This window comes from Corynebacterium sp. HMSC077D03 (genome assembly GCF_001808545.1).
GTDB classification, from domain to species: Bacteria; Actinomycetota; Actinomycetes; order Mycobacteriales; family Mycobacteriaceae; genus Corynebacterium; species Corynebacterium simulans.
On record NZ_KV793653.1, the window covers coordinates 15,111 to 39,449 of the forward strand.

The window sequence follows — 24,339 nt, forward strand, 5'->3', positions numbered from 1 at the left end:
ACTTGCCACACTAAGTAAGAACCCAGAGGCTTAGCCAACCGCAGCAATGCCGGAGCAATGCTGAAGGCATGCCGAATTGGCCTTTCGAGCTGTCCTTGAAAGGCTAGGGCTAATCTTGAAAGGCTAGGGCTAATCAACTCGGCACGCGATGGGGTCAGCGAAAGGCGGGATGAACATGACGCCTTGTTTAGTTCGCCGATAGGTAGCATGTTCTGCTTTCAGGCCGTTGTGGTAACGACACAAGGGCAATAGGTTTCCGGCATTTGTTTCGCCTCCCGACTTCCAAGGGGTGATGTGGTCAACCTGGCAGTCTGTGCCGGGAATCGTACATCCGGGATGCGCGCATTGTGGAAATGTCGAAAGCGCCATGTCCCTTTGTTTCGCATTGGCAAAACGCTGCATACGATACTGATTAACTGGCCCGTGCCGCGGATGAACGAGGGTTGCAAGCCCCTGCTGGGCTAAGCGTTCAGTGACAAAATCGGCGCCGTTGCGCACCGTACCGTCGGTTGCTCGTAGCTGTATTTCTTCCCCAGCGCCTTGTGCGATTTGGGTGAGTTCGTCGAGCGTAATGATGACGTTGGCTACACGCGCTGGGGCAGGAGCGACGTCGCTAAGCGAGGCCTCACCCCGCCCTAATTTTTCGAAGCCTCTTAGGATTGCCGACTCACTAGGGGTAACGGAATCGCTAAGGCCGGTGATCCGCTGGAGAGCATCCTTCAGCCAAGGTTTGTCGGTGGTAATGGCCAGCCGCATCCATCCGTTCGCGCCGTGGGAAAAGCTGGCGCGTGGTTTCCGCGGTGGCTTCTTGATGAGTTTGCGGGCGGTGGCGTCGATAAGGTGCTCCGGTGTGGCACAAAGGCGAGCGCGTATCTGCCAGGAGTTGCGTATCTTCGCTAGTTTTCCCTCGATCTTCTCTAGAACGCGCAGGCTATGGCCTTGGGACTGAGCATTTGCGCGGGCTGCGGCCTGGAGGCGTGTGGCATGAGTCTTTCCGTAATAAACCTCGGCGAGGCGCACGGCCATGGTTGCATCGACACGGCTTACACCCATGCGCGTGAGAGCGCGGACGTCTAGACCAGCGATGGGCTCTAGGCTGGTGACGTCGAGCCGCAACGCTGCGATAAGCGGTGGGTGCGTGGTTGTCATAGCCCTGACAGTAGGGGCTGCCAAGAAGACAAAACAAGAGGCAATTTTCTGCCTGTGGATAACTCTCGGCCGGTCTAGTCTGGTGCCTAGCAGCCCGGTCAGCTTCGTTTATTCGTCAACAAAGTTATCCACAGCTGTGGCTTTGCCAGCGGAGTTACGAGTGCTCAGGAAATCCCACCAGGCGGGTCGGAACTGCCGGCTCATCGCGAGTAAGCGCAAGGCCTTCCCACGGCAGGGTGGTAATCGCTTGGGCACGATATTCGCGGGCCTGGTGCAGGTTGGGCAGTCCCTCGACAATCTCTCCGTCACGCATTAGCGGGACTGTCATCTCGCGGGTGGAAAGAGTGCCAGTGTCAGGATCCGCGGCGTCGAAAGGCAGCACAATCTCCTCGACCGCGACACCTGTGGAGCGGTAGGTGCGCAAAGCACGCTTGGCGCCGCCTTGCGATTGCTTCGAAGAAGAACGCTTTGCCACCGGATGGCCCTCTACCTCAACGACCTTGTAGACCATGCCGGCAGTTGGCGCGCCGGAGCCGGTAACGACGGAGGTACCCACGCCGTAGACGTCAACCGGATCGCCACGTAGGCCCGCGATGGCGAACTCGTCGAGGTCGGAGGAGACCACAATCTTGGTGTTGTGGTTGCCTAGGTCGTCGAGTTGTTTGCGCACGCGGCGGGTAACTGGGCCGAGATCGCCGGAATCGATACGTACTCCGCCCAACTGTGGGCCGGCTACTTTCACTGCGGTTTCGACACCCTTGGTGATGTCATAGGTATCGACCAAGAGGGTGGTATCAACTCCGAGCGTATCAATCTGGGAGCGAAACGCTGCTTCCTCATTGTGTGAGCCATCCTCGTTGACGTGCGCTAGCGTCCAAGCGTGGGCAGCGGTGCCAGAGACGGGTATGTCGTAGCGGTATCCGGCTTCCAGATTCGAGGTGGCGTTGAAGCCCGCCAGGTAGGCGGCGCGGGCAGCGGTGACTGCGGCATATTCGTGGGTGCGGCGGGAGCCCATTTCAATGATGGGGCGCCCATCTGCAGCGGTAACCATTCGCGAGGCTGCCGACGCCACTGCCGAGTCGGAGTTCATGATCGACAGGATGACGGTCTCTAGGATTAGGCACTCGCCGAAGGTGCCCCGAACGGTAAGCAGGGGAGTGTTAGGGAAATAAATCTCACCCTCGCGGTAGCCGTCGATGTGACCGGAAAAGCGGTAGTTGCGCAGGTATTCTTTGGTCTGCTCATCGAGAAAGTCCATCTGCGCCAGCTGCTGGGCGGTGAACTGGAAGTCTCGAACCGCACGTAGCACACGCTCAGTGCCGGCGACCACGCCATAACGCCGCTCATTGGGCAGACGGCGGGCAAAAACTTCGCAGGTCACCTGGCGGTGCGCGGAACCGTCTTTGAGCGCTGCTTGGAGCATGGTCAGCTCGTACTTATCGGTCAGCAGCGCTGTGGAGCGGTCAGGGTCGGAGGGAAAAGTATGTTCGGCGATGTTAGTCACATCGGAAATGGTACCTAGCGGCCAACTTCTTAGCAGCGATTACTCCTTTAATCTTTTAATGTATGTGTAGAAATTTCGATAGGGTAGAAGGCATGAATGCGCACTTTGCTCTACCTGGTGGTTCTGTCCGCCTGGGGTCGCCCATGGCCACTCCGGAATTAGATGAGGCCATCGAAGTCGATGTTGCAACCAGCGAAAACCTCCCTTGGATGTGCATCGTTTGGGACGACCCAGTCAATCTGATGAGCTACGTTTCCTACGTCTTCCAGACGGTTTTGGGCTACGACAAAAAGCGCGCAAACGAGCTGATGATGCAGGTCCATACTGAAGGCAAGGCTGCGGTATCGACGGGCGAGCGCGACAAAGTCGAGGCAGACGTAAAGAAGCTGCAGATTGCTGGTCTGTGGGCCACGATGCAGCAGGCAGGCTAGGAAGGCACAGTCAGATGCAAGCTTGGAAAAAGAAGAAGTCGCTGATGCGCGCGGCGCGTTACACCACCATTTTGGAGCCGATGGAGCGCGAGGTTTTAGGTGACCTCACCTCTACTGTCTCTGAGGCGATTATTGCCCGTGCTCAGTCTGCCCCGCAGGATGAGCTTGCGCAGATGCTGGATATGCCAACTGGGCATACGGAGGCGCCGGAAGACCCTTCCTTGGCTCGTCTTTTCCCTGACTTTGAGAAGCCGGGGGATGAGGAATACGAAGGCGATAACTCTCTTTTGCGTTCTTTGCATGAAAATGACATTGCGCGCGCAAAGCTGAAGAACCTGCAGGTTATTAACACTGCGTTGGGGCCGACGGGCGGCGTGGAGGTCACTATCAGCGAGGAAGAAGCGCATGCCTTCCTTGCGGGTTTGAACGATCTGCGTTTGTTTGTGGCTGCAGGCGATGTCCCAGAGGAATCGATGAGCGAGGACCGCGACATGCTCGTGGAATGGTTGGCTTATTGCCAGGATTCTCTGCTGCAGGTGTTGATGGGCTAAATCATGGCGCTTATCTCCATTGGCCATGTCAGCAGGCATGACACTGGCGTCACGGTTTTGTATTGCGGCGCTGAAGGCGCGCTCGCGAGCGTCGACGTTCGTGGCGGCGGCCCAGGCACGCGGGAGACGGATCTCCTCGAGCCACACAACACCGTTGAGCGCGTGCATGCCATCACTTTGGCTGGCGGTTCTGCGTTTGGGCTCGCGGCTGCCGACGGCGTGATGAACGAGCTAGCTTCCCAAGGCATCGGTTTCCCGGTGCTGGGTGAGGACAAGCCTGGTCCGCGTGTGCCGATTGTGCCGGCGGCGGTGATTTTCGATCTCCTTGTTGGTGCTGAGTGCCCCACAGCATCTGATGGTGCGGAGGCGGTGCGGCGCGCTATTGCGGAACATGATGATTCGACGGGCAGCGTAGGCGCTGGTGTGGGCGCTACTGCTGGCAAGCTCCGCGGCGGTTTGGGCTTGACGGAGCAGCAGGTGCGCACGCCGATGGGGCAGTTTACGGTTGGCGCCCTGGTGGTAGCGAACCCCGTGGGCAACGTTGTGGACGCAGAGACTGGGCGCCTGTTTGGTGCACCGCATGCCGCGCCTATCGACGTCGCGCGTTTCAGCCAGCTGCAGCACCCCGCGGAGTCCAAGCTCAACACCACGATTGGGGCAGTGTTTTGCGACGCCCCGGTGACCAAGGCTCAAGCCAAGCGCTTGGCCATGGTGGGACATGACGGTATCGCTCGGGCAGTGCGCCCGGCGCATTCGCCGTTGGACGGGGACACGCTTTTCGCGCTGTCGACTGCCACAGAAAACGGTGGGGTTGATACCGCGACGCAAGCGGCGCTGTGCGATGCTGCGGCGGAGGTTGTCGAACGAGCGATCGTCGAGGCAATCGTGAAAGCGGCCCCTGGCCTGGGCTTAGAGGCTTATAGCTCTATGCTGGACTAAAGTTATTGCCATTATGACTTCAGGTGATTCCTCGCGTTCTACCGTTTTGAAAAATCGTGGCGATTCAAAAAATTACACGCGCGGCGGGCGCATCCGCACAGGCCTGGGGATTGCCGTGGCCTTTTTGATTGTGGAATGGGCCGTGCAGTTGGTCAACTACGTGCTTTTTAATGGCAACTTGGCCAACTACGGCATCCACCCGTTGGATTTCAACGGTATCTGGGGCATCTTTACGGCGCCGTTGCTGCACGCGAACTTTGAGCATCTCATCGGCAATTCGGTGCCGGGCGCTATCTTTTGCTTCCTCATTGGTCTTTCTGGCCGGAAAGCCTGGTGGGAGGTCACGATCATCACGGTGCTGATTGCCGGCATTGGCACTTGGCTCCTCGGCGGGCCTGGTACCTCGCACATCGGTGCTTCTTCTTTGGTTTATGGCTGGCTGAGCTATCTCATCGTACGTGGCCTGTTTAACCGTTCTTTCGCCCAAACGGCATTGGGCGTATTCCTCGGTTTTGCTTATTCGGGCTTGGTGTGGGGCGTGCTGCCGGTCTATGAGGGAGTCTCGTGGCAAGGGCACCTCTTCGGCGCGATCGGTGGTATCGCTGCGGGTATGATTATCACTTCCGACGACCCAGTGAAGGTGGCGAAGAAGTAAATGGCATCCGCTGCATCCCCGATCGGTATTTTCGATTCCGGCGTGGGCGGACTCACGGTTGCGCGAACGATCATTGAGCAGCTGCCCAACGAGTCCATCATCTACATTGGAGATACTGCGCATTCGCCGTACGGCCCGCGTCCCATCGCTGAGGTGCGCGAGCTATCTACCGCCATTGCAGATGAACTCGTAGAACGCGGCTGCAAGATGATCGTCATCGCTTGCAATACCGCCACGGCGGCCTTCTTGCACGATGCTCGCGAGCGCTATGACATCCCGGTTGTTGAGGTCATCCGCCCGGCAGTCCGACGCGCCATCGCTACTACGCGCAATGGCAAAATCGGCGTTATCGGTACTGAGGGCACCGTGAACTCTGGTGCCTATCAAGACCTTTTCGCTGTCAACCCACACGTCGAGGCGCATGCGGTGGCGTGTCCGGACTTTGTAGGTTTTGTAGAACGGGGGATTACTGCCGGCCGCCAGATCCTCGGCGTCGCTGAGGGCTACCTCGCACCGCTGCAGTCCGCGGGCGTCGACACCCTGGTGCTCGGCTGCACACATTACCCACTGCTCACTGGCGTCATCCAGTTGGCTATGGGTGAGTCCGTCACCCTCGTTTCCTCTGCAGAAGAAACGGCCAAGGACGTGATGCGTATCCTTACTGAAACCGACATGCTGGCGCCGGAAGACGCCACTCCGATCCGTAAATTCGAATCAACCGGTGACCCAGAGACCTTTTCGCGTTTGGCTTCCCGCTTCTTAGGCCCGCAATTGTGACCTACCGCGCGTGACACGGTTTCACGTCTTTTTCACCCCAATCCCAGCAATCGGGAAGGTTTCGTGGAACTATTGGACACATGAAGCTGACGATTCTTGGCTGTTCCGGCTCCGTCCCAGTCCCGGGAAACGCCGCCTCTGGGTATCTGGTGTCCTTTCCTGATGCGCCATCAATCGTGATGGATATGGGTCCTGGAACTTTGGCGCGCCTACAAGAAGCCCAAGACCCCTGCAATGCGCATGTCGCATTTAGCCATCTTCACGCCGACCACTGCATGGACTTTCCCTCGTTGATGGTCTGGCGTCGCTTCCATCCCACGGCGCCTGCGCCTTCGCGCAATTTTTGCCTTGGGCCGTCATATACGCCACAGCATTTGGGTCGTCTTTCCTCCGACGAGGTCGATGGCGTCGACGATATGTCGGATACCTTCGCCTTTTCCCCGTGGATAGACCGTGAAAGTCAGCTCATCGATGACGTCTATATGACACCCTTTAAGGTGATCCACCCAGTGGAGACGTATTCGCTGCGCATGGAGCATGCGAAGACCGGTAAGACCATTACTTACTCCGGCGATACCTGCCCGACCCCCGCGCTTGTCGATGCTGCCCGCGACGCCGACCTCTTCCTCTGCGAGGCCGCATGGGGCGCGACGTCGGAAGGCAAGGCCCCTAACATGCATATGTCGGGCGCGGAGGCTGGCCGCGTGGCGCGGGAGGCGGGCGTCGCTAAGCTGGTGCTCGTCCACCTCCAGCCATGGGGAGATAGTTCAGAAACCCTGCGTGCAGCGCAGGCGGAGTTCGACGGTGAGATCGTCTTGGGCGCGCCGGGCATGGAGTTCGAGCTCTAGTACCCTTGGGTGCATGACTGATTTTTCTCGTGCTGATGGTCGCGCGCTAGACCAAATGCGTAGCGTGCGTATTACCCGTAACTTCACCACCAACCCGGCAGGTTCCGTGCTCGTCGAGTTTGGCAACACCCGCGTGATGTGTACCGCCTCCGTGGAGTTTGGCGTGCCGCGCTTTAAGAAGGACTCCGGCGAGGGCTGGTTGACCGCTGAGTACTCGATGCTGCCGGCAGCCACGCACGACCGCATGCCTCGCGAGTCCATGAAGGGCAAAGTCAAGGGCCGTACTCACGAGATTTCCCGCTTGGTCGGGCGCTCTCTGCGCGCTGCCGTGGACCTTTCCGAGCTGGGCGAGAACACCATCCAGCTCGACTGCGACGTTCTGCAGGCAGACGGCGGTACCCGCACGGCTTCGATTACCGGTGCGTACGTGGCCTTGGCAGATGCTATCGAGTACCTGAAGTCCGAGGGCGTCGTGCCCGGCGAGCCGCTGCTGGACCCAATCGCCGCGGTATCCGTGGGCATCATCGATGGCGAGATTTGCCTCGACCTGCCTTATGAAGAAGATTCCCGCGCGGAGGTCGACCTGAACGTGGTGATGCAGGAAGGCGGCGACTTCGTGGAGATTCAGGGCACCGGCGAGCACGGCTTGTTCGGCCGCGCTGAGCTGAACTCCATGCTGGATGTGGCCCAGAAGGGCTGCACCGAGCTGATTGCTGCGCAGAAGGCTGCTTTGGGATGGTAAAGCTTCTCGTCGCATCGAATAATAAGAAGAAACTTGGCGAGCTCGAACGCATCCTCGCAGACGCGGGAATCGAAGGCGTCGAGTTGCTACCGCTTTCCGCTGTGCCGGCGTATGACGAACCGGTGGAGGACGGACGCACGTTTGCCGATAACGCACTGATTAAGGCCCGTGCTGGCGTTGCCAATACTGGTATCGCCACGATTGCGGATGACTCGGGTATCGCCGTCGAAGAGCTCAATGGAATGCCGGGCGTGCTCTCCGCGCGCTGGTCTGGTCAGCACGGCGATGACCAAGCCAACAACGAGCTGCTTCTCGCACAGATGGCTGATGTTCCCGACGAACGACGCCAAGCCGCCTTTGTCTCCGTGTGCGCATTGGTCACGCCAGACGGCGCGGAACACGTAGCTGAGGGCCGGTGGCCAGGAATGCTGCTGCGCGCACCAAAGGGCGAGAATGGCTTCGGCTATGACCCGCTTTTCCAGCCGGAGGGCGAGCAGCGCTCCTCGGCACAAATGAGCCCGGAGGAAAAGAACGCGGTTTCCCACCGCGGGCGTGCGCTGGCGCAGCTTACTAGCGTCATCGCCAAGCTGGCGTAGCTTTACCCCGGATACACTTGAGGCCCAGCAGATGCTGGGCCTTCTGCTTCTGGACTAAAGCTGGAATTGCTCGGTGACTTCGCGGCGTCGCTTGTATTCCATCCAGAAAGATAGGAAAGGCACAACGCCGGCTAGGGCAGTGGTGATGAGCTTGCCTGCTGGCCACAGCGCACGCGGGCCGAGGATGAGAATCGAAAGCAAGTAAATCATGTAAGCCACGCCGTGGGCCTGGGCAATGTAGAGGCCCCAGTGCGGAATCTCCACGCCGACGACGTACTCGAGAACCATGCGCGCAACCAAGAGAAGTAGGAAGATACCGGTCACGGTTGCGGCGATGGAAAAGAACTTGAGTGGGCCGCGGATGCGGGCCTTACGGTCTGGGTGAACTTGGTTAGTCATGGCCCTACTTTCTAATTCTGGTCGTCGCCACGCCTGCGGCGCTGTTGGTTTAAGGCGTTAAAAGTTTCTACGTCCATCTGCGGGCGCTGCGGCAAGAAGTCCTCATCGATCTTAGTGACTTCGCCTTGCTCGGACTTTGCTTGGTGCTGGTAGTCCGTGACACCCATTTCGGCGGCTTCGTTCTCTGCCTCGATGCGCTCATTTTCATAACCTAGGGCGGTCTTATACGCATAAACCACAAAGACAGCGAAGAGTGGCCATTGGAAGGCATAGCCTAAATTTTGGAAGGTGCCGGAGCCGGAGCGGAAGCGCGTCCACTGCCAGTAGGCGAGCAATAAAAAGAGCACCACGAAAAACGCGATGAGGACGATATGCCACCATCGCACTTTCAGCTTCTGCCGCTTTGGCGCTTTGTTATTACTCACCCGTAACAGCCTACTCAACACAAACAAAAAACTGGATTCGGGTGCGCCAGTTTTAGCGTGGGCGTAGAAAACATGTAAACTACTTTCGTTGCAAGCGCCCGTGGCGGAATTGGCAGACGCGCTAGATTTAGGTTCTAGTGTCTTATGACGTGAGAGTTCAAGTCTCTCCGGGCGCACGCTTAGCCTCCGTGTCACACGGAGGCTTTTTGCCGTTCAGGGCTTATTTCTTGGCGCCATGAACATTTCGGGCTAAGTAGCAAAAAGTGTGTCCGCTACGGCGTGTCGTGGGTACGTATCTCCGGGCATAAAGCCTCCTAGGGGCTACGTGGCTTCCATCGTTGTGAGCACAAGGTGCGCGCCTCGGAGATCGCACATACCAGTTTGTGTGCGCCTCGTTTGAGGCGGCGTAGAGGGCCGGTATGAAGCCTTTAAGCGTTCCACCTGCAATGCGCTGCAGGTAGCTAATCTAAACCGTTGCATTCCGCTCTGATGAACCCCCGCGACAATGAAGTTGTATTCACGGCTTCTAAGAGTCGGATGCTGTGGACTACCACAGACTCACATCGAAAGCGGTATTTCGCTATCTAACCTGGCCTATTTCGTATTCGATGAAACAAACCAAGCATTTATATATTCTGGCCAGCACCAATGCTTGGAATCAGACACACTTTTTGCTACTTAGCCCAACATTTCACGTGAAGGTAATACTTTCGCAACCTAAGTTTCTTAGGCTCTTGAGGTCCCCCGGAATCTCAAACGGAGAAAATTCATGGTCCTCTCGCATCGTAAAATCGGCATTCTTGTTATCTCTTCGCTGTGCGCAAGCAGCCTCGTTGCCCCACATGCGCTGGCGCAGTCTGCTTCGGAAGGCTCACGCTTTACACTCGGCGTGCTTCCCGATACGCAGTTCTACTCTCGCTATTCCACCCCTGAGACTGGCAACCTCGCGCAGGAGCGCTACGGAAGTGAGCCTTATCGGGCGCAAACCGAATGGCTTGCGGAAAACAAAGACGCCCTAAATATGCAGTTTGCTACTCACTTGGGCGATGTCGTGGACCAGTCTGATGTGGAAGGGGAGTGGAAGGTCGCCGACGAGGCGATGCGTACGCTCGACCAGTCGGATCTTAACTACTCCATCCTTCCTGGCAATCACGACTTGACCGGCGATGCTTCCTACCAGCCTTTCAACCAGTGGTTTGGGGCTGACCGCGCCAAGGAGGCCAACTCGACGTTCCAGGAACGCTTCACTGGGGTCGATTCTGATTCCGAGTACCACATTTTTGAAGCCGAAGGCCAAGAGTATTTGGTCTTGGCCCTTGCATGGCGCGCCAACAACGAGGTGCTGGATTGGGCGCAGCAGGCTATCGATGAACACCCTGACCTTCCGGTAATCCTGACTACCCATGAGGTCTTGAACATTGATGGCTCCGGTGAGGTTTTCTATTCAGACGATTATGGCAAGCACTTGTGGGACGATTTCATCAGTAAAAACGACCAGATTTTCCTCACCATGGGTGGTCATCACCATGGCGCAGGCTACCGAGTGGACAAGAACGACTACGGACACGATGTTGTAGCTATCTTGCAGGATTATCAGATGGCCTATCAGGGCGGAAACGGCCTTTTGGGCGTCCTTGAGTTTGATCTCACCGGCAACGAACTCGAGATGGCAGCGCTTTCGCCATGGGTCGCGCAGAAGCCCCAGGAAGAACTCACGCAATTCGATGAGCTGATTTTGGAGGGCAAGGGCGATAGTTACAAGATTCCGTTCAATTTCGCGGAACGCTTCGCTGATTTTGACCCGCAGTTCCAGGTCGGTGATGAAAACAATGGCGATTTGGCGCAGGAGGCGCGCGATATCGTGTCTGCCGGTTATCGGCCATACGAAATTAAGGCCGATGAGCTTCCGCAGGGTCCGGATGACTTTGTGAAAAATGACAACACTGTCTTCCATTGGCGTCCAGGTGAGGCAATGGACAAGGAAGGTGCAGCGCTTAACGACGGCGCACCTGCCGGCGCTGGCACCATCATTCCGGATATTGCGGGTGAGGGTGACTTGCATCGTGAAGGCGGCGTCGTTGGCGCAGACCGGGTGACGTATAGCTCGGACCATCACCCATTGTCGTCGGATAGCGGCTCGCTTTATTGGGCTGACCCGGCCGGCAAACCTACGACTGCGGAGTTTAAGTCGGCCAAGGATGCAGCTATTAATCGCTTTGATTCCGATTCGGGCTATACCTTTGAGTCTTTTGTGAAGCTGCCGGAGGACTTTGATGGCGAAAAGCATGGCTGGGGCAGTGCGATTTCGCGGGATTCGCAGATTTCCAAGTTGGTACCGGGCTCGACGGATACTGATCCCACCGTGATGTTCGGTGTGTCGAACCTGCGGGAGTTGCGCTGGTGGGCAGAGCCGGAAGAAGGAAGCGGCTCGACTGTGTGGTCGCACGAGGTGCCGAAGGACGAGTGGATGCACATTGCTGTGGTCAACGACCCAGAAAAGGACACCGTGGAGATGTTCATCAACGGTGCGCCGATTTTGCGTAATGCCAAGGGAGCGGAGGGGCTGTTGCCGCGTGACCTGCAGTGGGTAATGGGCGCAGGCCGCGGAGAAGGCCACCCACAAGACCCGTGGTACGGCTGGATCGGCGAGACCCGTCTGAGCAGCGGCGTGCTGGATAAGGAACAGTGGCTAACTGCTCGGGATCATGATGCTGGTGCATCTACTACCGGGTCGGCTTCGGGATCGGCTTCGGGATCGGCAGCCGGGTCTTCCACTGGCTCTACGGCGGGCCTGTCGAGCGGGGCGTCGAGTAGCGGCGGCGTCCTAGCCGCGGTGTTGGTGGGCCTTTTGGCGGTAGTCGGTGGAGGCTTTGCGCTGGCGAATTTCTTGAGCCGAACACTGGGAATTCCGCTGCCACGCTTGCCTTTCTAAAGCTTGCGAAAATCGCGATCGGAAGTGGAAACAATCGGGCGCAGAATGTGATTTTGTGCCCGATTTATCCTGTTACTGAAGTAAATAAACACTATGTGCATTAAGAATCTGAGCTGGTGTTTAGCTATAGAAATTCGCAACAATGGTTTTCTTCCGATCGGCAGGTAATTCGGAAATTGCTGATAAAAAAGCTATCAATGCGTTGTGGGGAAGCTTACGATCGGGGGCAATTTACCCCCGATCTAAACGGTATGTCCGTCTTTTATGAAATTGATGACCTGCGTGGGCATCGAATAAACGCGGATGTGCTCTGTTGCACAATTGCTCAAGTAGGAGGGTGCAGTCACGGCTCCTAAAATTGGAGACAAGAGGCGCTCGTCGCTTAAGGGTGAGACCAAAGTTTCCGCTAGGAAACGTACGGAACACAGTGACAGGAAACAGCGGCAAGGCGCCCCGAATCACTTGAATGAAATGTGTCAAACAAGAAGGGAGTCACAATCGTGACCACCGCAACGCAACCGCTGCAGTTTGAAGCCTGGAAAGGATTCGAGCCTGGTCCATGGACTGAAGGCATCAACGTCCGGGACTTCATCCAGCGCAACTACACTCCGTACGATGGAGACGCTTCCTTCCTCGCGGGCCCAACCGAAAAGACCCAGCGCACGTGGGACACCCTCGAAAAGGACTACCTGTCAGTAGAGCGCCAAAAGCGCATTTTCGATGTCGACACCCACACCCCAACCGACATCGATGCTTTCCCGGCCGGCTACATCTCTGAGGATGACGACGTCATCGTCGGCTTGCAGACCGACACTCCGCTCAAGCGTGCCATGATGCCAAACGGCGGCTGGCGCATGGTTGAGCAGGCCATCCGTGAGGCAGGCAAGGAGCCGGAGGAAGACATCAAGAAGATCTTCACCCGCTACCGCAAGACCCACAACGACGCCGTCTTCGATATCTACACCCCACGTATTCGTGCGGCTCGATCATCACACATCATCACCGGTCTGCCTGACGCATACGGTCGCGGCCGCATCATCGGTGACTACCGCCGCGTGGCTCTCTACGGTGTCGACTACCTGATTGCCGAGAAGGACGCTAAGAAGCATGAGGTCGGCGAGCTCGGATTCAGCGAACACTGGGCACGCTACCGCGAGGAGCATGCAGAGCAGATCAAGGCTCTGAAGAAGCTCAAGGCCATGGCTCAGTCCTACGGCTTCGACATCTCCGGTCCTGCAAAGACTGCTCACGAAGCTGTTCAGTGGACCTACTTCGGCTACTTGGCTTCCATCAAGTCCCAGGACGGCGCCGCAATGTCCATCGGCCGCCTGTCTGCATTCTTCGACTGCTACTTCGAGCGCGACCTCGCAGCCGGTATCATCACCGAAGAGGACGCACAGGAAATCATCGACCATCTCGTTCTGAAGCTGCGCATCGTTCGCTTCCTGCGCACCGAGGACTACGACCAGATCTTCTCCGGCGACCCATACTGGGCAACTTGGTCTGACGCTGGTTTCGGCAATGACGGCCGCCACATGGTCACCAAGACCTCCTTCCGTCTGCTGCAGACCCTGGTCAACCTTGGCCCGTCACCAGAGCCAAACATCACCATTTTCTGGGACCCAGCACTGCCAGAGGGCTACAAGAAGTTCTGTGCTCACATCTCGATCACCACTTCTTCCATTCAGTACGAGTCTGATAGGCAGATTCGTGAGCAGTGGGGCGACGACGCAGCGATTGCTTGCTGTGTTTCCCCGATGGAAGTTGGCAAGCAGATGCAGTTCTTCGGCGCTCGCGTCAACGCTGCAAAGGCCCTGCTCTACGCCATCAACGGCGGCCGCGACGAGGTTACCGGCAAGCAGGTTGTTGAGGGCTACGACGCTATCCAGGGCGACGGCCCGCTCGACTTCGACGAGGTTTGGAAGAAGTACGAGGAGATGCTCGACTGGGTAGTCGGCACCTACGTCGAGGCTCTGAACATCATCCACTACTGCCACGATAGGTACGCTTACGAGGCAGTCGAGATGGCGCTGCACGATTCCAACATCGTTCGCTCCATGGGCTGCGGCATCGCTGGCCTGTCCATCGTGGCTGACTCCCTGTCCGCCATCAAGTACGCCAAGGTGTACCCGGTCCGTGACGAGTCCGGCCTCATCGTTGACTACAAGACCGAGGGCGACTTCCCGTTCTACGGCAACGATGATGACCGCGCCGACGACATCGCCGCAACCATCGTCCACACCGTGATGGATAAGATTAAGGCCATCCCGATGTACCGCAACGCAATTCCAACCCAGTCCGTTCTGACCATTACCTCCAACGTGGTCTACGGCAAGGCAACCGGTGCTTTCCCATCCGGCCACAAGGCAGGCACCCCGTTCGCGCCGGGCGCAAACCCAGAGAACGGCGCTGACAGCCACGGCATGGTCGCTTCCATGCTGTCGGTGGGCAAGCTGGACTACAAGGATGCGTTGGACGGCATCTCGCTGACCAACACCATCACCCCGTCTGGTCTCGGCCGCACTCCGGAGGAGCGCATCGACAACCTGGTGGGCGTGCTGGACGCAGGCTTCATCATGGAGTCCAAGTAAGCCACCCCGGCAATCAAGTTTCCCCCATTCAACCTCAACTCACTTCAAGGAGTATCACCATGGCAACCCCAACTTTCGACGAGCGCTTGGCAGACATGAAGGCTAACCGCGACGAGCACCAGATGAACGCGGGCCTGTACCACGCAAACATCAACGTTCTGGACAAGGCAACCCTCGAGGACGCTGTCGAGCACCCAGAGAAGTACCCGAACCTGACCGTCCGTGTTTCTGGCTACGCAGTTAACTTCGTCAAGCTGACCAAGGAGCAGCAGCTCGACGTTATCTCCCGTACCTTCCACCAGGGTTCATAAAAAATGGCTGATGGCATTACTGGAGTCGTGCACCTCGACCCCCAAGCGGGCGAGAAGGTGCGCGGTGCGGCCGCCGGCCTAGGTACCGATAACTCCCTCGACGAGATCAAGCGCCCGGAGCTCATGGAGGCACGCCGTACTGGCGATATCGCCTTGGTGCACTCCTGGGAGCTGGTGACCTCCGTCGATGGTCCAGGTACCCGCATGACGATGTTCATGTCCGGTTGCCCACTGCGCTGTCAGTATTGCCACAACCCAGACACCATGGAGATGAAGGTGGGCACCCTCGAGCGCATCGAGGACGTCGTCAAGCGCATCAAGCGCTACAAGCCCATCTTCAAGACTTCCGGTGGCGGTCTGACCATCTCAGGTGGCGAGCCGTTGTTCCAGATTGCGTTCACGCGCCGCGTGCTCAAGGAAGTCCACGATGCGGGTATCCATACCACCATCGATACCTCGGGCTTTTTGGGTACGCGCCTGCGGGACGAAGACCTGGAAAACATCGATCTTGTGCTTCTCGACGTCAAGTCTGGCGACGAAGAAACCTACAAAAAGGTCACTCGCCGCGAGCTGCAGCCAACCATCGATTTCGGTGACCGACTGTCGGCGATGGGTAAGCCGGTGTGGATCCGCTTCGTGGTGGTTCCAGGCCTGACGGATTCCCCGGAAAATGTGCGAAACGTCGCCAAGATCGTGGGGCGTTGGAGCAACAACGTCGAGCGTATCGAGGTGCTTCCGTTCCACAACATGGGTGCTGATAAGTGGCATGAACTGGGCTATCCGTACACCCTTGAGGATACGAAGCCGCCAAAGCCGGAGGATATCGAAGCAATTCGTGACGTCTTCCGCGACAAGGGCTTCACCGTTTACTAAACGAGTGTTCCCTGAATAAGAAAAGTTTTTAGCGCTGTGCCGTTTGGTACAGCGCTAAACTTTTATCCATGACTCGCCGTTTCGGATATCCAGTAAAAGAGCACACACTTTCCGTCCCTTGGGACTACAACGACCCGCAACAGGGCACGTTTGAGCTCTATGCCCGCGAAATCGGTGACCCGGATAAGCCCGCCATTCTCTATAACCAGGGCGGGCCAGGCTTCCCAGCCCCGCGTCCACTGGGGCCGACGGGCGTTATTGGGAAGGGCTTGGAGCGGTTTCGCTGGATCTTGATGGACCAGCGTGGCACGGGGCGCAGCTATCGCATTGATGAGCTTTCCGACGCCGCCGACTTAAGCGTCGATCGCCTTAAACTACTGCGCCAGGACAACATCGTGCGCGATGCGGAGCGGCTGCGTGAGTACCTTGGCATCGACAAGTGGTCTTTGTTCGGCCAGTCCTTTGGCGGATTCTGCATCACGAGCTATGTCTCCTTGTTCCCCGAGTCAGTGGACAAGGCCTTCCTGACCGGCGGCCTACCGACCTTGGACAAGGGCGCAGACGATCTTTACCGTTCCACGTTCACCAAGCTCAAAGTGCGCCAACAGCGCTTCTTCGACTACGTACCTTTCGCGCAGCAGCGCATCGCGGAAATCATCGATCACCTGGACAACTCGCAGGAGGTTTTGCCTACTGGGGAGCGCTTGAGCTCGCTTCGCTTCCGCACCATCGGCATCGAGCTGGGCCGCGGCTCCGGATTCGATTCCCTGGGCTACCTGCTTGAGGAGCCTTTCCGCACCGTGGGTGGGGAGAAGCACTTGCGCTCCGATTTCCTCCACGAGGTTGGTGCTCGCGTGAGCTTCCAGGGTGGGCCATTGTATGCGGCCATCCACGAATCCATTTATGGCAGTGTGGGCGGCCAGCACGTCACGGGCTGGGCGGCGCACCGCGTGCGCGAGGAGTTCCCGGAGTTTGCCGAGTCAGGCACGTGGCTGACAGGCGAGCACATCTTCCCGTGGCAGTTCGATGAGGATCCGGCGCTGCATGCGTTCAAGGATTCGGCAGAAGCGTTGGCGCAGTTTGAGTGGGATGCTGCGCCTTACGACGCCGCGGTATTGGGCAACGCTGAGGTGCAGGCCGCCGCAGCTGTCTATCTGGATGACATCTTCGTGCCCTTCGAAGAGGCGATGCAGACCGCTAGCGCCTACCGTGACCTGCGCCCAATGGTGACTAACAAGTTCCAACACAACGGAATCAGCCACGACGGCGAGGGCATTCTGGGCGACCTTTTCCACTTGGTTGATGACCACTAGAACGTCCGTTTGCGTCGGCCGGCCCCGGTCGGTCGTCGATCAGTTCCTGCGCCTGGCGGTGTCGGCACGACGCTGCATAGAGTGGAAGACGGAAAGCAGACGGCGGACTTGGCGCTCGCTGCATAGCCCCTTGTCTTATTCGGTAGCAGTTTCATTAAGTTTCTTCTTTTCTACTCGCGCACTTATTCAAGGTGTGGAAAGGTGAGGAGTAAATCAAGAATTGAATGAGGAATTGAACGAGAGGAAGAACCAATGATCGGAATGATTGTTGTTGGCGTTGTTCTGCTGGCGATTGTTTTGACCATTTTTGATGGTTATTTCATTGTCCGCACGCGAGAGGCGGCCATCGTGGAGCGCCTAGGCAAGTTCGTCACCGTGGCGCACGCTGGCCTGCACTTCAAGCTGCCGTGGGTTGATCGCGTGCGCGACAAGATCAGCCTGCAGGTGCGCCAGCTCGATGTCATGGTGGAGACCAAGACCAAGGACAACGTCTTCGTTCAGATTCCGGTCGCCGTTCAATACGAGGTTGTTCAAGGCCGCGAGCGCGAGGCCTACTACATGCTCTCCAACCACGAACAGCAGATCGTGGCCTACGTGCAGGATAACGTTCGTTCCTCGGTTGCCAATATGGACTTGGATGATTCCTTCTCATCCAAGGACACCATCGCGCAGAACGTCGCAATTTCTTTGCGCGATAACATGGCTGCATATGGCTGGCACTTCGTAAACACCCTGGTTACCGATATTCGTCCGGATACCCGCGTGCGCGAGTCGATGAATTCCATTAACGCTGCGCAGCGTGAGCGCGAGGCGGCTATCGCACAGGCTGAGGCGGAGAAGATTCGCGTGGTTAAAGAAGCCGAGGGCGCCGCTGAGGCAAAGAAGCTGCAGGGTCGCGGTGTGGCTGAGCAGCGTAAGGAAATTGTCGAGGGTATCGCGCAGCAGTACGAGATGCTGCGTGCGGCTGGCGTTCAGGAAAACCCAGAGACCCTGATGCTGGTTTCCCAGTACCTGGACGCGATGGTCGACGTCGCCGACCGTTCTCACACTAACGTCCTTTACATGCCGTCCAACCCAGGCGGCATGCAGGATCTCTTCGGCGGCATGCGCGACGTACTGCTGTCGACTCAGGCTATTAACAACGAAGCCTCTGGTGGGCTCGACCGCGAGCAGCGCGAGCGCTTGGAGCAGCTGCGTGCGCAGAAGGCGCAGCGCGCGCAGCAGGCGGCGCGCGAGGCGCAGCAGCAAGCCCAACAGAGCGCGCAAGCTATTGAGCAGCCGCCGTACTCCGGCGGTGCACCACAGAGCAATACACCGCAGACGGCACGCCAGTATTTCGACGAGCTGCGTGACCAGCTCAAGGGCGATAACTAGGGCGATTACTAAAACAAAAAGCTGGCTCCACTCAATGACTCATTGTCAACGAGTGGAGCCAGCTTTGTTTGCGGCTGAGGCTTTACTCGGTGTAGCCGATGTCTTCGACCTCGAGTACAGCGAAGGAAGCAGCACCGAAGTTAGCTAGCTTCGGGCTGGTAGCGACCATGGCCGGGCCGTTGTAGATAGGCATGATGCCATAGGTGGACAGAGCCTCACGCTCCAGCTCGTTGCCCTTCTTGATCTGCTCGTCAGGATCTGCGATCTTGGCCAGCTCTTCGATCTTCTTATCCATCTCCGGGGTACCGGTGCCGGACTTGTTCAGCTCGGAGTCGGAGCGGTAGACCTGACCAAAGTACGCGATGCCGAATGGATCGCCGGCGGTGAACCCCATCGGGAAGATATCGAAATCCTTCTTGGTGGCGATCTCCGAGAAGTCGGAGGAAGGACGCTCTTCGACCTTCAGATCGATTCCGATGTCCTTGAGCATCTTCTGCGTTGCGGTGGCCATTGCTTTGCTAATGACGCTGTCACCTAGCAGGGTATAGCGCAGCGAGAGCTTCTTGCCGCTCTTCTCGCGGATTCCGTCGGCTCCTTCCTTCCAGCCGGCTTCTTCCAGCAGCGACTTGGCCTTTTCGGCGTCGAACTTCACGACGGCACCAACGTTGTCCTCGTAGCCCTTCTGGGTCTGATAGAGGTTGAGGGAGCCCGGCAGCTCTTCCTTGTAACCGTTGAGACCGTTGAAGCGAATGGCTGCCAACTGGGAGCGATCGATGCCGGTCAACACTGCCTCGCGGACCTTGATGTCCTTCAGCATCTCGTTGCCAGAGTTCAAAACAATCAGGGAGTTAGAAGGCATCATTGCGGTGCGGATCTCAATGTCATTCATGTCCTTAACCGCAGCTAGGCGATCCTTATTGCCCACGCCGGTGGCGTCGATTTCGCCTGCCTTGAAGGCATTGATGGAAGCTTGGTCTTCCATCTGGCGGTAGGTGACTTTGTCCAGGAATGGCTTGTCACCCCACCACTTTTCGTTTGGCACGAAGGAAACCGTGCCACCGACGAAGTCGACGTTGTCGACCTTGAACGGGCCAGCACCCCACTCTGGGCGCAGCTTGCCCAGGTATGCCTTGTTGAACTTCTCTGCGGAGTCGACCTGCGGAGGAAGCAAGAAGTTGAACAGGCCCTGCCACCATGGGTATGCATGCTTGTAGGTGACCACAGCTTGCTTGTCGGTCTTGCCCTTGGTCACAGATTCGATGAGCTCGTAACCTTCGGTGCTGGAGACATTGAGGGACTCGTCCTCGCCGTTGTTGTACTTCCAGGTGTGCTCGAAGGACTTCCAGTCAATCGGCGTGCCGTCGTTGTACTGGGCCTTGTCATGGATGGTGTAGGTGATGACGGTCTTGCCGTCCTTCTCCTCTTCTTTGATGTCGGTGATGTAGTCGTTGTTGGGGTGGAACTCACCGGAGCCGTCGAAAAGCCCGATTTGCGGGTTGTAGTACTTCCACACATCGCTGGTATACCGGGTGCCGTCAGCCTGGAATGGGTTTTCCTGCTGGGAAATCTCATCCAGTGCCAGGCGAAGTTCGCCGCCTTCCTTCAGCTCGGAGCGGTCCTTTGGGTTGTAGGAACCGTTGAGCTTGACGTCGATGGCTTCGCCCGAGGAGCCTGAATCGCTGCTAGAGCAGCCGGAGATGACGAGAGCGGAGGCAGTGATGACCGCCAAAGTAGCATTACGGAGCTTAAGGTTCATGGTTCGAATCTTCCTTGTGAGAGGGGGAGGAATTACAAAGAGATGAAATATTAAGTTTTAGGTCGAGCGTGGGGTTTCTAGGAGGCATGTTCCTCGTAGATCACCCGCTTGCGGTTGCGTTCCACGGCAGGATCCGGGATAGGGATAGCGGACAGCAGCGCCTTGGTATATGCGTGCTGCGGGTTATCGAAGACCTCGTCGGTGGCGCCGTATTCCACGAAGTCGCCCTTGTACATGACGGCGACTTTGTCGGAAAGATTGCGCACCACGGATAGGTCGTGAGCTACGAAGACCAGGGAGATGCCCAGGCGGTTCTTCAGGTCATGCAGCAGATTGATGATGCCGGCCTGGATGGACACGTCCAGAGCAGAAACAGGCTCGTCGAGGACGATGATTGACGGGCTTGTAGCCAGTGCGCGGGCCAGGCCGATGCGCTGACGCTGACCGCCAGAGAAGTGCCCCGGGAAGCGGTCTACTTGATGAGATTCCAAGCCGACGAGCTTCATTAGCTCGCTCACACGCTTGCCGACGTCGCCTTCGTAACCCAACGATTCCAGTGGTTCCGCGATGATCTCGCGGATTGTCATGCGCGGGTTCAGCGAGCTCATTGGGTCCTGGAAGACGATCTGGATGTCTTTACGCAGGCTGCGGCGAGCTGAGCTGCTAAGACCGGAGGTGTCGGTGCCGTTAACAACGATGGTGGAACCCTTAGGTGGGTTAAGATCCATGATTTCCAGCAGGGTGGTGGTCTTGCCGGAACCGGATTCGCCCACGATGGCGAAGCACTCGCCCTGGTGCACTGTGAAGCTGATGTTGTTGACCGCATGCACGGTGCCCACGCGACGCTTGAGGATGGCGCCCTTGATGAGCGGGAATTCCTTGACGAGGTTTTCTACCTCTAGGGTCACGGGGCGCTCGTCATACGGGGTATCGCCTAGGGCATCGGGGGAAATCTGTGGCAGCGGGTACATTCGCTCGCCACCGATGCTGCCCTGATTGATCTCATCGGAACGCAGGCAAGCAGCGGCGTGCTGCGGGGCGTCGTCAAGCGCGCGCAATTCAGGCTCCTGCTTCCAGCAGCCTTCCTGTGCCACGGGGCAGCGGGCAGCAAACGAGCATTCCGGCACAATCTCGATTAGGCGCGGCGGGGTGCCGTTGATGGGCACCAGCGGCTCGTCGCTTGACTTGTCCACGCGCGGGGTAGAACCGAGTAGTCCCACTGTGTAAGGCATCTTGGGGTTGGTAAAGATGGTGTCTACGTCGCCATATTCGACGGCGCGGCCAGCGTACATTACGAGGACATCGTCAGCAGTGCCCGCCACAACGCCCATGTCGTGGGTAATCATGATGACCGCTGCTCCGGTTTCGCGTTGGGCGACCTTGAGCACCTCAAGAATCTGCGCTTGGATGGTGACGTCGAGAGCGGTGGTTGGCTCGTCGGCGATGATGACTTTGGGGTTGTTGGCCATCGCGATAGCGATGACCACGCGCTGGCGCATACCGCCGGAGAATTCATGCGGGAAGGACTTGATGCGCTTTTCAGGCTCAGGGATACCCACCAAATCCAGAAGGCGGATGGCCTCTTGCTCGGCTTCCTTATCCGATAGTGAGCGGTGAATCTGGATGGCTTCCTTGAGCTGGTCACCGATGGAAAAGACGGGAGTCAGCGAAGAGAGTGGATCCTGGAAAATCATGGCGATGTCTTGGCCACGGATTTCGGACATCTTTTTGTCGGACATTCCGATGAGCTCAGTACCCTTGAATTTTACGGAGCCTTCCACCTTGGCGTATTCAGGCAGCAAGCCCATCACCGCCATGGAGGTCACAGATTTGCCGGAGCCGGACTCACCGACAATGGCGAGGGTGCGGCCAGGCAGAAGATCGAAGTTGACGCCACGCACGGCGTGGACCGAACCTGCCTCAGAAGGGAAGGTGACGGCGAGGTCGCGGACTTGCAGCAATGGGGTAGTAGGCGTTGTCATGCTCGGCCTCCGGAGTTCGAGTTGGGGTCAATGGCATCGCGCAGGCCATCCGCGATGAATGCCATGGACACAGTGAGTAGGGTCAGCACGCCCGCTGGGAAGTAGAACTGCCAAGGCGAAGATTCGACGGCGTTGGCGCCGACGGAAAGCAGCGTGCCCAAAGAGACGTCGGGAAGCTTCACGCCCAAACCCAAGAAGGACAGTGCTGTTTCTGACATGACGGTGCTCACGACGCCCAGTGCGAACTGGATGATGAGCAGCGATCCGATGTTGGGCACGATGTGGCGAACGATGGTGCGAAAGCGCGATACGCCCATGTAGTCGGCCGCTCGCACGTAGTCGTTTTCGCGCACGGACAGCGCCATCGCCCAAATAACACGGGCGGGGTACATCCAGCCAAAGGCGATGAGGACCACGATGAGCAGCTTCCAGTCGCCGCCGGAGTCTGCCACCACGAGGGCGATGAGCAGGAAGGTCGGGATGGCGAGCAAGAAGTGGATAATAGCCAGAATCGCCTTTTCGATGTGTCCGCCGTACATGGCTGCGGCCGCGCCGATGAGTGCCGAAAGGACGGTCGTGGCAATGGAGACGACCAACGCGATGATGAGCGATCGGCCCAGACCGTGCACGGTTTGGGCGAAGAGGTCGTTGCCGGAATCGGTGGTGCCAAACCAGTGCTCCGGCGAAGGCCCTGTGGCGAGGTTCAAGAAGTCAGGCTCGTCGAAAGGCCACTTGGCAACAAGGCCGCCGAAAAGAGACAGCAAGGTTAGAAGCAGGAAGATGATTGCGCCGATTAAAGCGAACTTGTTGCGGAAGAAGCGCCGCGTGTACAGCTTCAGCTTCGACGTGCCGCGGAATACCTCTTCCTTTTCGTCTCCGTCGTTGCCTGTGAATTGGCGGCGTTGGGCGTCATCGACGTCAACACCGGAAGCCAGTGCAGATTGGGCGCTTGGCTCCGAGGCCATGCTGAAGTCGGCCGTGGCGGTGTGTGGGCGAACACCGAGGTTATCCGCCGCGGAGTCGATAGCGAGGTCGTTGCGGCGATGGCGTTCTGGGTGGCGTGCCGAAGCGCGAGGAGTCGTGGACTTTTTCTCTGGGGACATTTAGCTCACCCTCACTCGTGGGTCGAGTGCTACAACGACGAGGTCAGCAAGAATTGCAGAGAATGCAATCATCACTGCGCCGAAGGCGGCGACCGCGGTGGTGCCGTTGACGTCGTTGCGGCTGATGGTTTCGATGAAGTACTGGCCCATGCCTTTCCACGCGAAGATCTGCTCGGTCATGATCGCGCCAGTGAAGATTCCAGGCACAGAGAAAGCAACTGACGTTGCCACCGGGATGATCGAGGTTCTTAGTGCGTGCTTGCGGATGGCTTGAGCACGGGTTAGCCCTTTCGCGCGGGCAGTGCGAACGTAGTCGGCATTGAGGTTGTCCAGCAGGAGAGTGCGCTGCATCATGTGGTAGCCGGCGTAGCTGATGACGACCAGGGCGATGGTGGGCAGGATGAGGTGCTGGGCGTAGTCGATCAGCTTGGGGATAAAACCAGTGGTGTCCGGAATAGCAGAGCCAGTGACGTAGACGATGCGGTGCCCAGTCACACGGTTTAGCCACAGGCCACCTGCGACCACCAAGATAGAAGCGACAACGACGTGGGTGTTCATCGTGATGATGGATATGCCCTGCCATACGCGGTCGGCAGCCTTGTACTGGCGCGCAGCGGTGTAGACGCCCAAAGCAACACCGATGACAACAGAAAGCACGGTTGCTAGGAGGAGAAGCTGGGCAGACACGAGCGCACGGTGGCCGATTTGGGCGCTGACTGGGTCTCCCAAAGGGGAGCTGCCCCAGTCCCAGTGGAACAAAATCCCACTAAACCAGTTCCACCAGCGCTCGAGGAGGGGTGTTTCTGGGTCGAGGCCCAATGGCTGGAGGATATTGGAGATTTCTTCTGGCCGAAGAGGCGGGTTACGGCCAATGTAATTGGAACGCGGATCAAGGAATGTGGCCGCGAGAAGGTAAGCGATGTTGGTCGCGAGGAAGATAACTAGCAACCAGCTAGCGGTCTTCTTCAGGATGTATTTGAACATCGGGTTTTCCGTTCGCAGAGTCGACAGTTGAGAGTTGCGTCTTTGAGTCCCTCGACACACATGGGAGAAAATGTGACTTGGCTATCAATTTCGCTGACGTTGAT

At 57.9% G+C, this 24,339-nt stretch carries 22 protein-coding genes and 1 tRNA gene; 15 read left to right on the forward strand and 8 right to left on the reverse strand.

Annotated features, from left to right (window positions below; all coding sequences use genetic code 11):
* Positions 1 to 129 precede the first annotated feature (129 nt).
* Positions 130 to 1,149, reverse strand: a complete 1,020-nt coding sequence (locus HMPREF2888_RS00785; protein ID WP_070432970.1) for an HNH endonuclease signature motif containing protein — start codon at positions 1,147 to 1,149, stop codon at positions 130 to 132.
* 154 nt (positions 1,150 to 1,303) lie between these two features.
* Complete coding sequence (locus tag HMPREF2888_RS00790; RefSeq protein ID WP_061924449.1) at positions 1,304 to 2,644, reverse strand: nicotinate phosphoribosyltransferase; 1,341 nt, start codon at positions 2,642 to 2,644, stop codon at positions 1,304 to 1,306.
* A 101-nt stretch (positions 2,645 to 2,745) separates the two neighbouring features.
* Between HMPREF2888_RS00790 and clpS the strand changes: the two genes are divergently transcribed.
* The 8 genes from clpS to rdgB all read left to right on the forward strand — a co-directional run bounded on the left by clpS (position 2,746) and on the right by rdgB (position 8,192).
* Complete coding sequence (gene clpS, locus HMPREF2888_RS00795) at positions 2,746 to 3,084, forward strand: ATP-dependent Clp protease adapter ClpS (RefSeq protein WP_201040749.1); 339 nt, start codon at positions 2,746 to 2,748, stop codon at positions 3,082 to 3,084.
* Between the two features lie 14 nt (positions 3,085 to 3,098).
* Complete coding sequence (locus tag HMPREF2888_RS00800; RefSeq protein ID WP_061924406.1) at positions 3,099 to 3,635, forward strand: DUF2017 domain-containing protein; 537 nt, start codon at positions 3,099 to 3,101, stop codon at positions 3,633 to 3,635.
* 3 nt (positions 3,636 to 3,638) lie between these two features.
* Positions 3,639 to 4,574: a P1 family peptidase gene (locus HMPREF2888_RS00805; RefSeq protein ID WP_201040747.1), complete on the forward strand. Its 936-nt coding sequence runs from the start codon at positions 3,639 to 3,641 to the stop codon at positions 4,572 to 4,574.
* A gap of 13 nt (positions 4,575 to 4,587) precedes the next feature.
* Positions 4,588 to 5,229, forward strand: a complete 642-nt coding sequence (locus HMPREF2888_RS00810) for a rhomboid family intramembrane serine protease (protein ID WP_061924401.1) — start codon at positions 4,588 to 4,590, stop codon at positions 5,227 to 5,229.
* Positions 5,230 to 6,006, forward strand: a complete 777-nt coding sequence (gene murI, locus HMPREF2888_RS00815; protein WP_061924398.1) for a glutamate racemase — start codon at positions 5,230 to 5,232, stop codon at positions 6,004 to 6,006.
* An 80-nt stretch (positions 6,007 to 6,086) separates the two neighbouring features.
* Positions 6,087 to 6,854, forward strand: a complete 768-nt coding sequence (locus HMPREF2888_RS00820) for an MBL fold metallo-hydrolase (RefSeq protein WP_061924395.1) — start codon at positions 6,087 to 6,089, stop codon at positions 6,852 to 6,854.
* 13 nt (positions 6,855 to 6,867) lie between these two features.
* Complete coding sequence (gene rph / locus HMPREF2888_RS00825) at positions 6,868 to 7,596, forward strand: ribonuclease PH (RefSeq protein WP_061924392.1); 729 nt, start codon at positions 6,868 to 6,870, stop codon at positions 7,594 to 7,596.
* Positions 7,590 to 8,192: an RdgB/HAM1 family non-canonical purine NTP pyrophosphatase gene (gene rdgB, locus HMPREF2888_RS00830; protein WP_061924389.1), complete on the forward strand. Its 603-nt coding sequence runs from the start codon at positions 7,590 to 7,592 to the stop codon at positions 8,190 to 8,192. Before rph ends, rdgB begins: the two co-directional genes overlap by 7 nt.
* 54 nt (positions 8,193 to 8,246) lie before the next feature.
* Here the strand turns inward: rdgB and HMPREF2888_RS00835 are convergent, their stop codons facing one another.
* On the reverse strand, positions 8,247 to 8,591 hold the full coding sequence (locus HMPREF2888_RS00835; RefSeq protein WP_061924386.1) for a DUF3817 domain-containing protein: 345 nt from the start codon (positions 8,589 to 8,591) through the stop codon (positions 8,247 to 8,249).
* A gap of 11 nt (positions 8,592 to 8,602) precedes the next feature.
* Positions 8,603 to 9,016: a hypothetical protein gene (locus HMPREF2888_RS00840; protein ID WP_061924384.1), complete on the reverse strand. Its 414-nt coding sequence runs from the start codon at positions 9,014 to 9,016 to the stop codon at positions 8,603 to 8,605.
* A 94-nt stretch (positions 9,017 to 9,110) separates the two neighbouring features.
* Between HMPREF2888_RS00840 and HMPREF2888_RS00845 the strand changes: the two genes are divergently transcribed.
* From HMPREF2888_RS00845 to HMPREF2888_RS00875, 7 genes are all read left to right on the forward strand, one after another.
* A tRNA-Leu gene (locus HMPREF2888_RS00845) sits at positions 9,111 to 9,192 on the forward strand.
* Between the two features lie 593 nt (positions 9,193 to 9,785).
* Positions 9,786 to 11,948, forward strand: a complete 2,163-nt coding sequence (locus tag HMPREF2888_RS00850; protein WP_061924380.1) for a LamG-like jellyroll fold domain-containing protein — start codon at positions 9,786 to 9,788, stop codon at positions 11,946 to 11,948.
* Between the two features lie 500 nt (positions 11,949 to 12,448).
* Positions 12,449 to 14,539, forward strand: a complete 2,091-nt coding sequence (gene pflB, locus HMPREF2888_RS00855; RefSeq protein ID WP_061924377.1) for a formate C-acetyltransferase — start codon at positions 12,449 to 12,451, stop codon at positions 14,537 to 14,539.
* A gap of 59 nt (positions 14,540 to 14,598) precedes the next feature.
* Positions 14,599 to 14,850 (forward strand): autonomous glycyl radical cofactor GrcA2, encoded by a 252-nt coding sequence (gene grcA2 / locus HMPREF2888_RS13165; RefSeq protein WP_061924374.1) that lies wholly within the window; start codon positions 14,599 to 14,601, stop codon positions 14,848 to 14,850.
* Between the two features lie 3 nt (positions 14,851 to 14,853).
* Entirely contained in the window at positions 14,854 to 15,723 is an 870-nt protein-coding gene (gene pflA, locus HMPREF2888_RS00865) for a pyruvate formate-lyase-activating protein (protein WP_061924371.1), read from the forward strand.
* Between the two features lie 68 nt (positions 15,724 to 15,791).
* The gene (locus tag HMPREF2888_RS00870) at positions 15,792 to 17,036 is read left to right on the forward strand and encodes an alpha/beta fold hydrolase (protein ID WP_061924368.1); all 1,245 of its coding nucleotides are present in this window, start codon (positions 15,792 to 15,794) and stop codon (positions 17,034 to 17,036) included.
* A gap of 252 nt (positions 17,037 to 17,288) precedes the next feature.
* Complete coding sequence (locus HMPREF2888_RS00875) at positions 17,289 to 18,410, forward strand: SPFH domain-containing protein (RefSeq protein ID WP_061924365.1); 1,122 nt, start codon at positions 17,289 to 17,291, stop codon at positions 18,408 to 18,410.
* 82 nt (positions 18,411 to 18,492) lie between these two features.
* On the opposite strand, the gene HMPREF2888_RS00880 is transcribed toward HMPREF2888_RS00875, so the two are convergent.
* The 4 genes from HMPREF2888_RS00880 to HMPREF2888_RS00895 form a co-directional block, all read right to left on the reverse strand.
* Positions 18,493 to 20,166, reverse strand: coding sequence for an ABC transporter family substrate-binding protein (locus HMPREF2888_RS00880; protein WP_061924361.1), 1,674 nt, complete (start codon positions 20,164 to 20,166; stop codon positions 18,493 to 18,495).
* A gap of 77 nt (positions 20,167 to 20,243) precedes the next feature.
* Positions 20,244 to 22,148 carry an ABC transporter ATP-binding protein gene (locus HMPREF2888_RS00885; RefSeq protein ID WP_061924358.1) on the reverse strand — a complete coding sequence of 635 codons (1,905 nt, stop codon included), beginning with the start codon at positions 22,146 to 22,148 and terminating at the stop codon, positions 20,244 to 20,246.
* Positions 22,145 to 23,251, reverse strand: a complete 1,107-nt coding sequence (locus tag HMPREF2888_RS00890; protein WP_061924355.1) for an ABC transporter permease — start codon at positions 23,249 to 23,251, stop codon at positions 22,145 to 22,147. Before HMPREF2888_RS00890 ends, HMPREF2888_RS00885 begins: the two co-directional genes overlap by 4 nt.
* Entirely contained in the window at positions 23,252 to 24,235 is a 984-nt protein-coding gene (locus HMPREF2888_RS00895) for an ABC transporter permease (RefSeq protein ID WP_061924351.1), read from the reverse strand.
* Between the last annotated feature and the right edge of the window lie 104 nt (positions 24,236 to 24,339).

Bases quoted from the DNA above. Each gene is read 5' to 3' on its own strand.
- grcA2 (WP_061924374.1), top strand. From the start codon at position 14,599: ATGGCAACCCCAACTTTCGACGAGCGCTTGGCAGACATGAAGGCTAAC.
- rph (WP_061924392.1), top strand. From the start codon at position 6,868: ATGACTGATTTTTCTCGTGCTGATGGTCGCGCGCTAGACCAAATGCGT.
- HMPREF2888_RS00895 (WP_061924351.1), bottom strand. From the start codon at position 24,235: ATGTTCAAATACATCCTGAAGAAGACCGCTAGCTGGTTGCTAGTTATC.
- HMPREF2888_RS00890 (WP_061924355.1), bottom strand. From the start codon at position 23,251: ATGTCCCCAGAGAAAAAGTCCACGACTCCTCGCGCTTCGGCACGCCAC.
- HMPREF2888_RS00880 (WP_061924361.1), bottom strand. From the start codon at position 20,166: ATGAACCTTAAGCTCCGTAATGCTACTTTGGCGGTCATCACTGCCTCC.
- HMPREF2888_RS00800 (WP_061924406.1), top strand. From the start codon at position 3,099: ATGCAAGCTTGGAAAAAGAAGAAGTCGCTGATGCGCGCGGCGCGTTAC.
- HMPREF2888_RS00885 (WP_061924358.1), bottom strand. From the start codon at position 22,148: ATGACAACGCCTACTACCCCATTGCTGCAAGTCCGCGACCTCGCCGTC.
- rdgB (WP_061924389.1), top strand. From the start codon at position 7,590: ATGGTAAAGCTTCTCGTCGCATCGAATAATAAGAAGAAACTTGGCGAG.
- HMPREF2888_RS00850 (WP_061924380.1), top strand. From the start codon at position 9,786: ATGGTCCTCTCGCATCGTAAAATCGGCATTCTTGTTATCTCTTCGCTG.
- clpS (WP_201040749.1), top strand. From the start codon at position 2,746: ATGAATGCGCACTTTGCTCTACCTGGTGGTTCTGTCCGCCTGGGGTCG.
- murI (WP_061924398.1), top strand. From the start codon at position 5,230: ATGGCATCCGCTGCATCCCCGATCGGTATTTTCGATTCCGGCGTGGGC.
- pflA (WP_061924371.1), top strand. From the start codon at position 14,854: ATGGCTGATGGCATTACTGGAGTCGTGCACCTCGACCCCCAAGCGGGC.
- HMPREF2888_RS00820 (WP_061924395.1), top strand. From the start codon at position 6,087: ATGAAGCTGACGATTCTTGGCTGTTCCGGCTCCGTCCCAGTCCCGGGA.
- HMPREF2888_RS00785 (WP_070432970.1), bottom strand. From the start codon at position 1,149: ATGACAACCACGCACCCACCGCTTATCGCAGCGTTGCGGCTCGACGTC.
- HMPREF2888_RS00805 (WP_201040747.1), top strand. From the start codon at position 3,639: ATGGCGCTTATCTCCATTGGCCATGTCAGCAGGCATGACACTGGCGTC.
- HMPREF2888_RS00835 (WP_061924386.1), bottom strand. From the start codon at position 8,591: ATGACTAACCAAGTTCACCCAGACCGTAAGGCCCGCATCCGCGGCCCA.
- HMPREF2888_RS00875 (WP_061924365.1), top strand. From the start codon at position 17,289: ATGATCGGAATGATTGTTGTTGGCGTTGTTCTGCTGGCGATTGTTTTG.
- HMPREF2888_RS00810 (WP_061924401.1), top strand. From the start codon at position 4,588: ATGACTTCAGGTGATTCCTCGCGTTCTACCGTTTTGAAAAATCGTGGC.
- HMPREF2888_RS00870 (WP_061924368.1), top strand. From the start codon at position 15,792: ATGACTCGCCGTTTCGGATATCCAGTAAAAGAGCACACACTTTCCGTC.